Annotated in this window: 9 protein-coding genes; 5 read left to right on the top strand and 4 right to left on the bottom strand. The window is 60.3% G+C overall.

What is annotated here, in order from left to right:
• Window positions 1-172: 172 nt before the first annotated feature.
• Together O3675_RS06515 and O3675_RS06510 are read left to right on the top strand one after the other, a co-directional pair.
• A complete protein-coding gene (locus tag O3675_RS06515; RefSeq protein ID WP_371571632.1) occupies window positions 173-4,159 on the top strand; it encodes a S8 family serine peptidase in 3,987 nt (1,328 codons plus the stop codon).
• A 360-nt stretch (window positions 4,160-4,519) separates the two neighbouring features.
• Window positions 4,520-8,560 carry a S8 family serine peptidase gene (locus tag O3675_RS06510; protein ID WP_371571630.1) on the top strand — a complete coding sequence of 1,347 codons (4,041 nt, stop codon included), beginning with the start codon at window positions 4,520-4,522 and terminating at the stop codon, window positions 8,558-8,560.
• 107 nt (window positions 8,561-8,667) lie between these two features.
• Here O3675_RS06510 and O3675_RS06505 read toward each other — a convergent pair whose 3' ends face one another.
• Complete coding sequence (locus O3675_RS06505) at window positions 8,668-8,970, bottom strand: recombinase (RefSeq protein ID WP_314644983.1); 303 nt, start codon at window positions 8,968-8,970, stop codon at window positions 8,668-8,670.
• A gap of 288 nt (window positions 8,971-9,258) precedes the next feature.
• Between O3675_RS06505 and nadE the strand changes: the two genes are divergently transcribed.
• Complete coding sequence (gene nadE / locus O3675_RS06500; RefSeq protein WP_005507295.1) at window positions 9,259-10,092, top strand: ammonia-dependent NAD(+) synthetase; 834 nt, start codon at window positions 9,259-9,261, stop codon at window positions 10,090-10,092.
• Window positions 10,093-10,181: 89 nt separating this feature from the next.
• Here nadE and O3675_RS06495 read toward each other — a convergent pair whose 3' ends face one another.
• A complete protein-coding gene (locus tag O3675_RS06495; protein WP_371571629.1) occupies window positions 10,182-11,699 on the bottom strand; it encodes an MATE family efflux transporter in 1,518 nt (505 codons plus the stop codon).
• Window positions 11,700-12,112: 413 nt separating this feature from the next.
• Between O3675_RS06495 and pdxS the strand changes: the two genes are divergently transcribed.
• Both pdxS and pdxT read left to right on the top strand, forming a co-directional pair.
• Window positions 12,113-13,018, top strand: coding sequence for a pyridoxal 5'-phosphate synthase lyase subunit PdxS (gene pdxS, locus O3675_RS06490; protein WP_005507298.1), 906 nt, complete (start codon window positions 12,113-12,115; stop codon window positions 13,016-13,018).
• Between the two features lie 115 nt (window positions 13,019-13,133).
• On the top strand, window positions 13,134-13,772 hold the full coding sequence (gene pdxT, locus O3675_RS06485; RefSeq protein WP_070675261.1) for a pyridoxal 5'-phosphate synthase glutaminase subunit PdxT: 639 nt from the start codon (window positions 13,134-13,136) through the stop codon (window positions 13,770-13,772).
• A gap of 110 nt (window positions 13,773-13,882) precedes the next feature.
• Here the strand turns inward: pdxT and O3675_RS06480 are convergent, their stop codons facing one another.
• Both O3675_RS06480 and O3675_RS06475 read right to left on the bottom strand, forming a co-directional pair.
• Window positions 13,883-14,548 (bottom strand): hypothetical protein, encoded by a 666-nt coding sequence (locus tag O3675_RS06480; RefSeq protein WP_371571627.1) that lies wholly within the window; start codon window positions 14,546-14,548, stop codon window positions 13,883-13,885.
• Window positions 14,549-15,071: 523 nt separating this feature from the next.
• Window positions 15,072-15,419 carry a hypothetical protein gene (locus O3675_RS06475; protein ID WP_371571625.1) on the bottom strand — a complete coding sequence of 116 codons (348 nt, stop codon included), beginning with the start codon at window positions 15,417-15,419 and terminating at the stop codon, window positions 15,072-15,074.
• Window positions 15,420-15,581: the final 162 nt, after the last annotated feature.

Raw genomic sequence — 15,581 nt, 5'->3', positions numbered from 1 at the left:
CCGACAGGCTCCGGGGCCTGAAGAGCCCGGAACCTCTCAAGTTTTGGTGGCGGTTTCACCGGCGGACGCACTCACTCGTCGTCTGCCGGTGGGGCCGCCTCCACACATCACCGATACACAACCACAGAGCACACAGCACCATCGAAAAATAGAAAATCCGAAGGAGGATTCCATGACAACGCCTCATGCGCCACGCCGCAGAATGAAGGCTGTCGGTGCGACCGGTTTGAGTGCAGCTCTTGCCCTTACTCTCGGCGTTCCCGCCACTTTCTCTGCAGCTCACGCTCAGAGCCCCCAGCAGGTCGAAGGAAGCACTGCGAGCGCATCCGGTGACGCTGCCTCGCGTATCAGCCCGGGCCTGCAGAAGGCTGAAGGCCAAATCACCGTGTATGTGCAGTTCAAGGGCAAGGGCGCGTATGAGCAGACCCAGTCCGCGGCTGTTCTGGCACGTAAGGAGGCGCCGGCGAACCGTCAGGCGCAGGTGCAGGCTATTGCAGCTCAGGTGCAGTCGCAGGCTCAGTCTGTGGCGGCTGCTTCTGGCGCGAAGCTGATGTACACCACGCATAATGCGATGCGTGGTGCAGCGATTACTGGTGATGCTGCGCAGATTCGTGCGTTAGCGGAGCGCCCGGATGTGGAGCGTATTTCGCCGATTATCGCGAAGGAGCGTATGAACTCCGGTAGCGAGATTGATACGAAGACTCTTGCCACGTGGACTCGTGAGAATACGGGGTACACGGGTAAGGGCGTGAAGATTGCGGTTGTTGACTCTGGTGTTGACTATACGCACGCTGATTTTGGTGGCCCCGGTACGGTGGATTCGTACCTGAAGGCTAAGGCGATGACGGAGCTTCCGTCCGCTGATTCGGGTCTGATTGATCGTAATAAGTTCATTGGCGGCATTGACTTGGTCGGTGATGACTACAATGCGTCGGTGGCTGAGAAGTCGACTCCGCAGCCGGATAATAACCCGCTGGATTGCCGCCCGGATGGTTTCGGTTCTGGCGGTCACGGCACGCACGTGGCGGGTACTGCCGCCGGTTACGGTGTGACGGCGAACGGTACGACTTACCGTGGCGATTACAAGAACCTGACGGAGGAGCAGCTGAAGGGCATGTCCATTGGCCCCGGTACTGCTCCTGAGGCTCAGATTTTGGCGATTCGTGTGTTCGGTTGTTACGGCAATTCGAGTGTTGTGATGAAGGCGCTTGATACCGTGATGGACCCGAATGGTGACGGTGATTTCTCTGACCGCGCCGACATTGTGAACCTGTCTCTCGGTGGCGAGTTCGCCCCGGCTGACGACCCTGAGTCGTACATGATTAATACGATGGCGCGCCAGGGTGTGTTCACTGTGGCCGCTGCCGGTAACGCCAATAACTACAACGGTGTGGGCGACACCTACTCCGATTCGGGTAGCCCGGCGAATGCGGCTGCGGCGCTGTCGGTGGCGAACGCCTACGGCTCCACTCAGCCGATTGACCGTGTCCGCGCAACCACGAAGACTGGTTTGGAGTGGTTGCAGGGTGATTACTCGGTGAACTTCGATTATTCGAAGGCATCCGCTGATCAGCTGCGCGGCGAGGTTGTTGCCGCGCCGAAGCGTAACCGTTACGCTTGCGAGGCTTTTACCGCTGAAGAGGCGAAGGCTTTGAAGGGTAAGTGGGTTTACTTCGAGTGGGATCAGGACGATTTGACGTTCCCGTGCGGTTCGAAGGTGCGTTTCGATAACGTTCAGGCTGCCGGCGGTCTTGGCGTGGTGATGGCCGGTAAGGCTGAGCGCTACACCATCGGCATTGGCGGTAATGCGACCATTCCGGGTCTGCGTCTGACTGCTTCTTCGACGAAGGACCTGGAGAAGGCTCTGGCTGCCGGTCCGGTGACCGTTGAGATGAACCTGGACTACAAGGCTTCGGGTCGTAGCACCCACTCGCACGCTTTTGATCTGAATTCCTCGAGTGCTCGCGGTCAGCACGGTTCTGATGGCTTCATTAAGCCTGACCTTGCGGCACCGGGTACTGAGATTGTCTCTGCTGCTGTGGGTATGGGTAATAAGGGTGTTTCCTTCACCGGTACCTCCATGGCGACCCCGCATGTTGCCGGTGTTGCCGCTCTGGTGATGCAGGCGCATCAGGATTACAACCCGCAGATGATTAAGGCTGCGCTGATGAACGGCGCGTCCACCCCGATCAAGAATGAGCAGGGTGTGGAGTACGCGGTGGATCGTGTGGGTACGGGCATGGTGAATGCTCGCGCCGCCGTGGACACCAAGGTTATTGCGTACGATGCGAAGACCCCCGAGCGTGTTTCGACCGCGTTTGGTGTGCTGGAGTACACCCCCGATTCGGGTATTCAGACTGTTCAGCGTGAAATCGTGCTGGACAACACCGATTCGCAGGCTCACACCTACACTCTGAGCTACGAGGCAAGCACGACCATCCCGGGTGTGGAGTACTCCTACCCGCAGCAGGTGAGCGTGGGTGCCGGTGAGCGTAAGAACGTGACCGTGACCGTGCGTATTGACCCGTCCAAGCTGGAGAAGACCATGGACCCGGCGATGAGCGCCGACCAGGTTGCTCAGGATTGGACGACCGGTAAGACTCTGGCTGCTGGTAAGCGCCAGTACATTGCGAGTGCTTCTGGTCGCCTGATTTTCTCTGAGAATGGCCGCGAGGCGATCCGCCAGTCGATTCACGTGGCACCGAAGCCCGTCTCGAAGATGCGTGTTGATGCCTCCCGTATTGATTACAAGGGTATTGCCGATAAGGAGTCCACGGTGACTCTGCGCGGTACGACCCTGAACCAGGGCGGTTACCGTTCGCTGCTGGGTGCGTTTGAGCTGGGTGCGGTCAGTGACCGCATTCCGTCCGGTCAGCTGAAGCTGCCGTCGAACCAGTCTGTTGACCTGCAGTATGTGGGTGCCGCCTCGGATGCTCCGGCGTTGAAGGCTGCCGGCAAGAACCCGAACGATGGTTCTCTGTTCTTCGGTATTTCGACCTGGGGCACCTGGGATAGCATGCACTGGGGCCGTCAGGTACAGGTTCAGATTGATACGAATAACGACTCCGCCGCAGATTACGTTCTGGAGGTGACCCGCGAGAAGGGTCTGGACTACCCGCTGGTGAAGGTCTGGTCCATCTCCGGTAACGCATCCACCGTGGTGGCTCGCTACCCGCTGAACAGCGCCTGGGGCGACACCGACACCAACATCATGGACACCAACACCATGATTCTGGGTGTGCCGCTGAAGGACCTGGGCCTGACCGCTGAGAAGGCTCAGAGTATCAAGTACACGGTGCAGACCGACACCTGGTACAACGATGGCAACCCCTACGTGGACACCACCTCGGCTATCGAGTACTCCCCCTTCAACCCCGGTGTTTGGTTCACTGGTGAGGAGTCGGGCGTGCCCGGCCTGTTCGTGGACCGTGACGGCGGTCAGCTGACCGTTCACCGCAAGAACAACAACAAGGAGCGTCAGGCTCTGTTCCTGCACATGCACAACGCGACCGGTGACCTGAGCGGCCGTAAGACCGCTAACGGTGTTGCCGCTGGCGACCGTGCGCAGGTCGTGAAGGTGGCGCGTACCATCCACGATGCACGCTTCACCGACGTTCCGGCGGATAACCAGTTCTACCGTGAAATCACGTGGATTGCTGCCCGTCAGATTGACCGCGGCTACCAGGATGGCACCTTCCGCCCGCTGAACAACATGGACCGCGCAACCATGGCTGCGTACTTCTACCGCATGAGCGGCTCGCCGCAGTACACCGCACCGTCCACTCCGAGCTTCTCGGATGTTCCGCTCAACCACCCCTACTACAAGGAGATTGAGTGGATGAAGGCTCAGGGCATCACCACCGGCTGGCCTGATGGCACCTACCGTCCGGAGGGTTCGGTGAACCGTGACGCGATGGCTGCGTTCTTCTACCGTTACGCCGGTTCGCCCGATTACACTGCCCCCGCGCAGGCTCGTTTCACGGACGTTCCGACCGACAAGCAGTTCTACCGCGAGATCTCGTGGCTGGCTGAGCAGGGCGTAACCACCGGCTGGCCCGATGGTTCGTTCCGCCCCGTAGAGCCGGTGCACCGCGACGCTATGGCGGCGTTCGTGTACCGCTACAGCACGGGTGTGTTGAAGGAAAGCCCTGAAATCTAGGGTTCCGGAATCTAAGAACCTATAGGTTCTACCGAGGGAGCCGTACCGTTGCAGTTTATCTGCGGCGGTGCGGCTCCCTTTTTTCTGTGGTCGGGTGCTTTCTATTTACGCGTAATGTTCCGTTATACGATTCTGACTAGGTTATATAAAGAATCGTTGAGACAATAAGTGAAGGTTTCTTCACCATCGGCATGAACCTTGACGTTCACGCCGCACAGACGCACTGGAGGCGCACTGGAAACACAGTGCAGACGCACCGAAGCACTCTCGGTGCAGAACCCCCTCGGCGTATATCTCTCCGCGCAGAACCTCGGTGCAGAAACCACTAAGAAACGCACCATCACTAAAAAGGAGCATTCAGTGGCAACCTTCCCTGAAGCTACCCCCGCGCGAGCCGCCCGGCACACACAGCCGGGTCGCCTCAAGCAGCTGGCACGCAGCTGCGGCGCACTCACTCTGGGGCTCACCCTCGGGCTGACCGCCCTGCCGTTTGGTACCGCCGCCTACGCGGCACCGGGCGTAGTACGCGGCGCAGACCGGGATGCACCCCACCAGAACACCGGCACCGGCGAGAACAACAACGAAGTTCTCTCCCCCAGCCTGGACGGCGCCACCGGCGAACGCGCCGTGTTCGTCCGATTCAAGGGTCAGGGTGCGTACGCCCAGACCCAGCCGGACGCGGTCCGCTCCCGCGCGCAGGCACCCGTCAACGCGCAAGCACAGGTGCAGGCAATCCGCGCCAGCGTGCAGCAGCAGGGCGCCTCCGCGGCGAAGGAATCCGGCGCGCAGGTCCTGTACACCACCCACAACACGATGCGCGGCGTGGCGCTCTACGGTAACGTCGAGCAGATTCGTGCGCTCGCGAACCGCGACGATGTGGAACGCATCAGCATCATTGAGGACATGGCACCGCAGAACAGCGGCACCCTCATTGATACGGACACGCTCTCCGTGTGGGCGAAGAGCCCGGCGAACCCCGCCTCCACCGGCTACACCGGCAAGGGCGTGAAGATTGTCGTGCTTGATACCGGTATCGACTACACGCACGCCGATTTGGGCGGCCCCGGCACGCAGGAAGCCTTCGAGAAGGCGAAGGCATCCGACACGATTCCCGAGGGCACCTACGATCCGAAGAAGTTCCTTGGCGGCTACGACCTGGTCGGTGACGACTACAACTCCGGTAAGAAGGAAACCTCCACTCCCCACCCGGATAACAACCCGCTCGACTGCGGCGGCCACGGTAGCCACGTGGCGGGCACCGCGGCAGGTTACGGTGTGAACGCGGACGGCAGCACCTTCCACGGCGACTACTCCAAGCTCACCGAAGAGCAGCTCAAGGACATGAAGATCGGCCCCGGCTCCGCGCCGGACGCCCAGCTGATTGGCCTGCGCATTTTCGGTTGTAAGGGCACCACCGCGTTCGTCCCCAAGGGCCTGGACCGTGTGCTCGACCCCAACGACGACGGCGACTTCTCCGACCGCGCCGACATCGCGAACCTGTCGCTCGGCAACGAGTTCGGCGTGTTCGATGAGACCGTGAACTACGCGGTCGGTTCCCTCTACCGCGAGGGTATCCTCTCCGTGGTCGCGGCGGGTAACGCCAACAACTACAACGCCGTGGGCGACACCTACTCCAACTCGGGCGGCCCCGGCACCAGCGCCTACGGCCTGACCGTGGCGAACTCCATCGGCTCGACCCAGCTGGTGGACCGCGTGAAGATTCTCTCCCCCGCGAATGAGGCGGACACCTACGGCGACTACTCGGTGAGCTTCGACTATTCGAAGGCGACCGAGGAGCAGCTGCGCGGCACTGTGGTGCGTGCCGCCTCCCGTAACCGCTACGCCTGCGAGGCGTTCACCGAAGAGGAAGCCGCAGCGCTGAAGGGCAAGTGGGCCCTCATCGACTGGGCGGACGCTGACGGCACCGCACCCTGCGGCTCGAAGGTACGCTTCGACAACCTGCAGACGGCGGGCGCAACCGGCGTGGTGCTCACCTCGAACACTGAGGTTGGTGACACCGCTATCGGCGGTAACTCCTCCATTCCGGGCGTGCGCCTGGCAAAGAGCCAGGTGGAGCGCCTTTCCGCGCAGATCGATTCGGGTGAGCTGACCCTGCAGCTCGGCGAGAACCTGCGCGACTCAATCCGCGTGCCCAACGGCAAGCTGGATCAGGCGAACACCTCCACCGCGCGCGGCATGCACGGTTCGCACGGCATCACCAAGCCGGACGTTGCGGCACCGGGCACGAACATTTCCTCCATCGAGGTTGGTAGCGGCACCGGTTCGAGCGTGAAGACCGGTACGTCCATGTCCACGCCGTTTGTTGCCGGTGTTGCGGCGCTGATCATGCAGGCGCACCCGGAGTACGGTCCGCGCATGATTAAGACCGCCATCATGAACACCGCCGACCACCACATGCAAGACGCCTGGGGCAACCCCTACGCGGTGGACCGCGTGGGTACCGGCCGCATCAACACGCGTGCGGCGGTAGCTGACCGCGTCATGCTGTTCAACGCGGCACGCCCCGAACAGGTTTCGGACACTTTCGGCGTGCTCGAGTACACCCCGAACGCCGGTGTGCAGACCCTGCAGCACCGCGTGAGCGTTGAGAACACCGACTCGGTGGCGCACACCTACGCCGTATCTTACGACGGCAGCATGAGCATCCCGGGTGTGGAGTTCTCCTACCCGCAGTCCGTGTCTGTGGGTGCCGGTCAGAAGGCAACGTTCACCGTGACGGTGCGCATTGACCCGTCGAAGCTGGAGAAGACCCGCGACCCGTCCATGTACCCGAACCAGGATTCGGTGAACTACTCGACCGGTACGGTGACCATTTCGGGTGCCCGCCAGTACATTGCGAGCGCTTCGGGCCGCCTGATCCTGACCGATGCTGACTCGTCGGCTGCAGTGAAGACCCTGCGCATGCCACTGCACGTGGCACCGAAGCCTGTCTCCGCGATGCGTGTGGCTGGCTCCGATATCGCCTTCGATGCGGAGGGTTCCGGCGCGACCGAGCAGACCCTGACCCTGCAGGGTACCGCGGTGGATCAGGGCGGTTACCGCTCCCTGCTGGGTGCTTTTGAGCTGGGCGCTTCGAGCCCGCGCATCCCGACCGCGAAGCTGGGTATCGGCTCGGATTCCCGCATGGACCTGCAGTACGTGGGTGCCGCCTCGAACGTGGCTGAGTTGAAGGCTGCCGGCAAGGACACCTCCGATGCGCGCCTGTCCTTCGGTATTTCCACCTGGGGTAACTGGCAGGAGGTGACCCCGCGCGGCACCTACTACGTGTTTGTTGATACCAACAAGGACGGCACGAGCGACTACCGCCTGCAGACGGTGCGTGAGAAGGGCCTGGACTACCCGCTGGTGAAGGTTTCTAAGCGCAGCAACGGCAAGTGGGTGGCGATCGAGAACGCTCTGTACCCGCTGAACGGCACCTGGGGTGATACGGACACCAACATCATGGATTCGAACACCCTGGTGATGACTGTTCCGCTGAGCGTTCTGGGTCTGGACCCGAATGCCGAGTCCACCGAGATTTCGTACTCGGTGACCACTTCGAGCGCGTTCTCCGCTACGACCGTGGTTGATACGACTGATTCGGTGGTGTTCAACTATGCGGCGCCGAAGCTGTGGTTCAGCGGCGAAGAGGCGGGCATGCCGAACCTGTTCGTGGACGCACCCTCCGCGCAGCTGGTGGCGCACCGTAACGGCGACGCGAAGAACGTTTCTGCGCTGTTCCTGCACATGCACAATGCGACCGGCGACCTGTCCGGCGTGAATGGGGCTGCGGGTGAGCGTGCGCAGGTTCTGCGTGTCTCGTCGAACTCTGAGGATACCGCCGCGAGCGCGCACTTTACGGATGTTCCGGCGGATTACCCGTTCGTGAATGACATTAACTGGCTGGCTCAGCGTCGTATTACGACCGGCTACCCGGATGGTACGTTCCGCCCGAACGGTTCGGTGGAGCGCGGCGCGATGGCGGCGTTCTTCTACCGTATGGCAGGTTCGCCGCAGTTCACTGCACCGTCCACTCCGAGCTTCAAGGATGTGCCGCGTGATCACCCGTTCTTCAAGGAGATTGAGTGGATGCGTGCCCGCGGTATTACGACCGGCTGGTCGGATGGTACGTTCCGTCCGAATGCTGCGGTGAATCGTGATGCTATGGCGGCGTTCTTCTACCGTTTTGCGGGTTCGCCGGCATATTCGGCTCCTGCGGTGTCGCCGTTTAGCGACGTGTCGACCGGCAGCCAGTTCTACCGCGAGATTGCGTGGTTGGCCGATCAGCGGATTACGACGGGTTGGCCGGATGGTTCGTTCCGTCCGGTTCAGCCGATTGAGCGTGGCGCGATGGCGGCGTTCCTGCACCGCTACAACGTGCGCGTGCTGAATAACCGCTAGTCGGAGCGTTATAGAAGCGTTATATTTGAGCGCTAAATACCCCCGGTGGATGCCGTACGCATCTGCCGGGGGTATTTGCTTGCCTCACGCTGCCCGAGGCGGCCTAGTTAGCGTTGGCGGGCTTCTTTACGGTTGAGCTTCTCAATGGCGGCTTCCACCTTTAACTTGCGGTGACTCAGCTTCCAGAGGCTGAAAGACTGCGTCAAGGTACTCTTGCCTATCTCCACGAGGGAAGGCAGCCCCTGCCGGATGAGTGCCTCGTTGATCTCTTCCTGGGTGGCGCCCTGCTCCTTCATCTGCTCGATGATGATGTTCGCCTCCGCAATTTTCCCGGAGGTAAGCGGGTGGTTTTCGAGGCTGGTTTCGATGTCTACGAGCTCGTCGTAGAGTTCAGTTTTTGTTTTTGCCATGGTGCTATCTTCACCGTCCTTGGTTGACGTGTTCTGTGGCGTAGCAGGTGTGGCGGCGTTTTCCCTCATCACCGGCTGTTTTGAACGGTATTTGAACCGTATGTTCATGCTAACAGCTGCACGGGTTGTCGCACAGGGTTTTTACCGGTGAGTATGCTGTGTATTTTCAGGGCTGAAACGATACTGAACCCGCCGCGTGCGCCGCGCTGAACGGACCGTGTGGAACACTACCTCGCCTCCCTCGGCGGTTCACCGCGCGGGTTATAAGGTGGAGCGTACACTTAAGTCATGCGTGAATTACAGGCACAGATCATCCGTGAAATGGGCGTCAAGCCCAACATGACCGAAGAGCAGGCACGCGAAGAAGTGGAGCGCCGCATCCAGTTCATCTGCGACTACCTGGAAGCCACCGGAAGCCGCGGCTTGGTACTGGGTATCAGCGGCGGTATCGACTCCACTCTGGCGGGTCGCCTCTGCCAGCTGGCGGTCGACCGCCTCAACGAGCGTGGCCGCACCACCGAGTTCGTGGCGGTGCGCCTGCCCTACCGTGTGCAGCACGACGAAGAGGACGCGCAGGAGGCGCTGCGTTTCATCCAGCCCACCCGCTCCCTGACCTTCAATATTGCGGAGGCTGTCGACGGCTTCGACACCGCCTACGCTGCCGCGACCGGCGAGCAGATGAGCGACTTCAACAAGGGCAATGTGAAGGCGCGCGCCCGCATGATCGCCCAGTACGCGATTGCTGGCGGCCCCGGCTACCTGGTGGTGGGTACCGACCATGCGGCGGAGTCCATTACGGGTTTCTTCACGAAGTTCGGTGACGGCGGCGCGGACCTGCTACCGCTGTACGGCCTGAATAAGCGCCAGAACCAGCTGCTGCTGCGGGTGCTGGGTGCGTCTGAGCGTCTGTGGGCTAAGCCGCCGACGGCTGACCTGCTGGACGGCGTGCCCGGCCGTACCGATGAGGATGAGCTGGGTCTGACGTACCCGCAGATTGATGACTACCTGGAGGGTAAGGAAATCGACGAGGCGGCAGCTGCGAAGCTGGAGCAGATTTACCTGCGTAGCCGCCACAAGCGCACTACTCCGGTGACGATTTTTGATTCCTGGTGGAAGAACTAGCGCCTCAACCGGCATAAGAACTAACGTAAAAGCCCCGAACTCCCTTGGTGGGAGTCCAGGGCTTTTACTATGCTTATGCAGACCGAGGACTATGCCTTCTGTTCGGGCTGTGCGCCAGAAACCTGGGCAGCCTCAGAGTCAGATTCCTCAGAACCTTCAGTCTCAACCTCAGCTTCAGCGGGCGGTACCTTCGCGCCACCCGTGGCGAGGAACAGCACCAGGCCCAGCGCGCAGGCGAGCACCTGGGTGAAGGGGAACGCCCAGGTCAGGCCCTTAAAGCCGAACCACATGTTGCCGAAGTACACGGCGGGGAAGAACAGCAGCGCAATGCCGAGGGTCATCAGCATTGCCGGGCCGCCCTTACCGGCCGCCTGGAACCAGGAAACAAACACGATACTAACCGCATTGAACACGGCGGCAAGCATCAGCGCGACCAAGACCTCTTCGCCGGTGGAGACCAGGCGCTCATCACCAACCACGGCAAGCAGTTCGCGGCGGAAAATCAGCACCGGGATAGTGAGCGCCACGGAAGTTGCCACAGACAGAATCGTTGCGGTGCGCAGCGCCTCCTTCACGCGGGCACCGTTGCGGGCACCGTACGCGTAGGCATACAGCGGAATACCGCCCATGCACAGGCCCATACACAGCATTTCGGGCACCATATTCAGGCGCATTGCCAGGCCGAACGCCGCGACGGTGTCATCACCGTAGCTGGCGGCAAGGTTGTTCAGCAGCAGGGCGGCGAAGATCAGGTTGAGGCTCTGAATGAGCTCGGCGGCACCGACGGCGACCACGGGCTTGATGATGGCGGGGTCGAGGGAGAAGTCGCGGATGTTCGCGGAGAAGTTCTCGCTCTGACGCATCAGGAACAGCAGGTAGTACAGCATGGACGCGCCGTTCGCCAGCAGCATTGCCCAACCGGCACCGGCGACGCCCATGCCCATGATGGCGATGAACAGCACGTCGAAGATGCAGGTGACGACGGTGCCGACGATGATGCCGTACATGGACTGCTTGGCGTAGCCTTCGGAGCGCACGAGCTGTTCGAGGGTGAACATACCAATCGCGAGGGGCGCGCCGAGGAACATGAGGTGCACGTAGATGCGGGTCGGTTCGTAGGAGCCGCCGGAGGCACCCATGATGCCGGTAATCGGGTCGGCAAGGATGAAGCCGATAATGGCGGCGACAACGCCGGCACCGAGCGCTGAGTACAGGGCGAAGGAGGTGACGCGGTGGATTTCGTGTGCGGGCTGGCCTTCGCCAAGCTTTCGGGAAGCGAGGGTGGAGGCGCCCAGACCGAACAGGCCGGCGATTGCCATGATGACGCCGAAGACGGGCACGCCGTAGCCGGTTGCGGCGAGTTCTTCGACGCTGCCGTAGTGGCCGACGAAGTAGGAGTTCACCACGTTGTAGATGCTGGTGATGGCGAGGCCGAGCGCCATGGGCACGCCGAGGGAGAGGAGCGCCTTGAGGATGGGGGCGTCTTTGAGCAGGTAGATGTTCTGCGGATCTTCGCTTGCGCCGTGCGGGCCGTGTCCTGCGGAGGGTGCGGTGTTGTTGGGTGCGCCGTTTTTGGGCGCGTTGTTTTCAGTCTGGTGGGACGTCATAGGTTCCTTGGTCTGCGTGGTCCGGTCACTTGTGTGCGTCAGATAGACGGCTGATGTCCGCGAATGTGCGGGTGCCGGGGTGCCCGAAATGTCTTGCTCGTTCCCTGGGCCGTTGAGGCTTCCGCGTGGGGGTGAGTGCGGGCGTAACTTCTATATTCTACCGATGTTCAGCGCGGGTGGGTAGATGCTCACCGTGAGTAAAACCTGCCGTATGGCCGCTCGGGGTGTGAGTTTATGGGAGGCGGCCCCGTGCATCCGGCGGGCCTGCTCAACCCACGAACCGCCCTACTCTGACCGCTTTTCATGACGTTTTGTGTCATTCTGACGTGAACTTGGGGTCGTACTGTGTCAGAGAACAGAAAATCCGCCTCCGTGAGTGCGCGCGAACACTCAGAACGTGAGAAGATAAGGTCATGACTGATAACAACACCGTAACCGGCAGCCCGCTTGTTAAGCGCGGCCTGGCCGACATGCTCAAGGGCGGCGTCATCATGGACGTCGTCACCCCCGAACAGGCTAAGATCGCTGAAGATGCTGGCGCTGTTGCCGTCATGGCTCTCGAGCGCGTTCCTGCGGATATTCGTGCGCAGGGCGGCGTGGCTCGTATGTCTGACCCGGACATGATTGAGGGCATCATTGATGCTGTTTCGATCCCGGTCATGGCGAAGGCACGCATCGGCCACTTCGTTGAGGCTCAGATTCTGGAGACCCTGAAGGTCGACTACATTGACGAGTCTGAGGTTCTTTCCCCCGCTGACTACGTGAACCACATTGATAAGCACCAGTTCAAGGTGCCTTTCGTGTGTGGTGCTACCAACCTGGGTGAGGCTCTGCGCCGCATCACCGAGGGTGCCGCTATGATCCGTTCTAAGGGCGAGGCTGGCACCGGTGACGTCTCTGAGGCGACCAAGCACATCCGCACCATTAAGCGTCAGATTGCTGAGCTACAGGGCCTGTACAACACCATGCCCGATGAGCTGTACGTGAAGGCTAAGGAACTGGCTGCACCGTACGAGCTGGTTCGTGAGGTTGCTCAGACCGGCAAGCTGCCCGTGGTCATGTTCACCGCTGGTGGTGTGGCTACCCCCGCTGACGCTGCAATGATGATGCAGCTGGGTGCTGACGGCGTGTTCGTTGGTTCCGGTATTTTCAAGTCGGGCGACCCGGTTGCTCGTGCGAAGGCTATTGTGAAGGCTACTGCTTTCTACAATGACCCGGAGAAGGTTGCTGAGGCTTCTCGCGGTCTGGGTGAGGCTATGGTCGGCATTAACGTTGCTGACATTCCGGCACCGCACCGCCTGGCGGAGCGCGGCTGGTAATTCGTGCGCGCACCCCGTATTCGGGGTGAGTGTTTGATGAGGGGGTGGGGTTCGCTGAGGCGGGTCCCACCCTCCTTGTGTTTGTTGTGTTTGTTGTTTTGTGAAGGGAGCGGTGATGGTTGAGAAGGTTCAGCCTACCGGTGTTTTGCCGGGTGAGGGTTTGACGGTTGGTGTTTTGGCGTTGCAGGGCGGCGTGAGTGAACATGCGGAGATGCTGGAGTCCCTGGGCGCGCAGGTGCGTTGGGTGCGTACCGGTGAGCAGCTTGAGGGTCTGGATGCGCTGGTTCTGCCGGGTGGTGAGTCGTCAACGATTGACCGTCTGACCCGTATTTTTGGTGTGCGTGAGCCGCTGATTGAGGCGATTTCTTCGGGTCTGCCGACTCTGGGTACGTGTGCTGGCCTGATTATGTTGTCGGAGCGTATTGATGATCCGGCACCGGGTCAGCAGTCGCTGGGTGTTTTGGATGTTTCGGTGGGTCGTAACGCTTTTGGTTCGCAGGTTGATTCTGCGGAGGTGCGCCTGCCGTGGCTGACCCCTGCCGGTGATGCGGTGGTTATTGATACGGCGTTTATTCGTGCGCCGATTGTGACCGGCACTGGTGAGGGTGTGCAGGTGACGGCTCGTCATGAGGGGAAGATTGTGGGTGTGCGTTCGGGCAACCTGATTGGTATTTCTTTCCACCCGGAGGTTACGGGCGATACGACGGTGCATGAGGAGCTGCTGGCTCTGGCACGCGAGGTGAAGGGCAAGTAGCCCCTCCCCCAAAAAATAAGCCCGGTAATGAGCGTTTAAAGAGTTGTGGCGGTGACCGTTGTTCGGTCACCGCCACAACTCTTTTTGCGCGGGCTTATGCGTGAGTGGACTTATGGGCGGGAGCTGCTGGGGGTTTGAGGCTGGGCCTTCCACTGCTGGTAGGCGCTCGTGGCGAAGAATCGTGCACGGTTCGCGTCGCTGAGCGTCTTGATGTCTGCGGGGGCTGCCTCGTACCACTTTTCGTAGAGACGAATAATCATCTCGGGGTAAGCGGCTTCTTCCAGATCTGCGCGGTGGGGAATGAATTCGTTGCGGTTCTTGATGTCTCGGTACTCGCTACCGGCGAAGGGATCGGTGAGTCCGACGCTGGGGCGGGCGTTGTAGGTATCGATGTTTTGAACGTATTCGGGGAGGGTGCTCCGCCCTGCTTTGAGTGCAGCGTGGCAGTTGCTGTCGATTTCGCTGGGCTCAATGATGTGGGCGCCGTCTGCGAGGATGTGCCGGTACTGGATGTACGCGGGGTACTGTTCATCGGTGCGTGGAACGGGCTTGGCGGCTTCTGCTGAGGCGATAGCTTCGGCGGAGTATGAGGAGCAGCTGACGGTTGGCGTGGTGCTTGCCGTTGCTGAGGCGCTCGCCGTGGAGGGTGAGGGGGTGCTGCTTGCCGCGGTGTTTGCACCACCGCAGGCGGCAAGGAACAGGGGCAGGACAGCCGCGATGGTACCGCATCGTACAACGCTGCGACGGTCGGAGAAGGTCTTCGGGGTGAGAGCCATGTGGCCACCTCATAACGTGGGTGTAGTAAGGTATTGCGCCCCACTATACCTACAGATTTGACATATGGTCAATGAAAATATGTGTCTTTTTCAGTAAAACCAATATTGCCTTTTCCTTCCCCTATAAATACGTCTGACAAGCGATAACCCACTAACAACGATTGAATACCCTAGATAATTTGCTGAAATTTTTGCCATTCCTTGTGAGTATTTACGAAATAACCCACACGCTACACCGAGACTGAATCAACAGAAGCCGAGTGCCTGGCGCTATACGAGAAGACCAAGGCTAATCACACCTACGCTGCCGCTACGGCGCAGCAGGCACCCGCTGATGTGAAGCAGAAGAGCGACGCGAACCGTGCGGCCGCTCAGGATACGCGCTGGTCTGAGGTGGTAACCCTGCCCAGCCCCGACAACCCCGTCTAATCTGCTCCTGCCTAATCTAACCCTGTCTAATCCCAAAAAGAGTTGTGGCGGTGACCATTGTTCGGTCACCGCCACAACTGTTATAGGGTGCGGGTTAGGGCAGGAGCGCCAACCCAAACTCAATAATGATCAGCGCGACAGCGCACGCGAAGAGTACCCCACGCGGCACATTGAACTTCTGCCAGAGCCTATACAGCTGGCTGGGAACCCCCCAAATAATGACTGCCCGATAGGCAATCGTCATCAGGGGGCCACCCCACTGAATAATCATCAGGGCAAGAGCAAAACCCACGCCGAGCACATCCAGAGTACGTAGATGCTTTCGCGCCTGCTCTTTCCGCTCCCGATAGCCCGGGTCATTCGGCGACTTTCGGGGTGCTTTCTTCAGCTGACCCACGATAAGTAAAACCGCCAGCGGGATTAGAGAAATACCGAAGAACATGGGAACCACCTTTCATGTTGGGGTTCGCTCGCTACGCCGGTGACGAGCTGATGGCGCACCATCATTGGTGAAAACTTCTCAAAAACAAGTAATGTGCAACACGTATATTACGTATTGTGGGTTACTTTACAGCTAACATGAACCCTATTCAAGAGGTAAACA

It is taken from the genome of Rothia sp. 27098_8_27 (assembly GCF_041432805.1).
Classification (GTDB): Bacteria; Actinomycetota; Actinomycetes; order Actinomycetales; family Micrococcaceae; genus Rothia; species Rothia mucilaginosa.
The sequence above is the reverse complement of the archived record's forward strand: the minus strand, read 5'-3'. Positions and strand labels throughout refer to the sequence as shown.